The sequence below is a fragment of the Hymenobacter defluvii genome (genome assembly GCF_017589435.1).
GTDB lineage: Bacteria > Bacteroidota > Bacteroidia > Cytophagales > Hymenobacteraceae > Hymenobacter > Hymenobacter profundi.
Genome location: NZ_JAGETX010000123.1, coordinates 1 through 428, shown reverse-complemented (window position 1 = coordinate 428; position 428 = coordinate 1). Strand labels below are relative to the sequence as shown.

Annotated in this window: 1 protein-coding gene; it reads right to left on the bottom strand. The window is 52.8% G+C overall.

The window, feature by feature from the left end; translation table 11 throughout:
* Positions 1-428, bottom strand: a 428-nt coding sequence (locus J4D97_RS23290) for a GTP-binding protein (protein WP_243900487.1), incomplete at both ends; no start/stop codon positions are given.

Sequence of the window (428 nt, the reverse complement as noted above, 5' to 3'; positions counted from 1 at the left end):
GATGATACCACGCTCGATACGACCAGTAGCAACCGTACCACGACCTGTGATAGAGAATACATCCTCTACAGGCATCAGGAAGGGCAGGTCAGTCAGACGAGCTGGGATTGGAATGTACGAGTCAACAGCAGCCATCAGTTCCTCAATCTTAGGAACCCAGTTAGCGTCGCCATTCAAGCCGCCCAAAGCAGAACCTTGGATTACAGGAATGTTGTCACCATCGAAGTCGTAGAACGACAATAGCTCACGGATTTCCATTTCCACCAGCTCGAGGAGCTCGGGGTCATCCACCATGTCTACTTTGTTCATGAATACTACCAGCTGAGGAACGCCTACCTGACGAGCTAACAGGATGTGCTCACGGGTTTGGGGCATCGGACCATCGGTAGCAGCTACCACGAGGATAGCGCCGTCCATCTGGGCAGCAC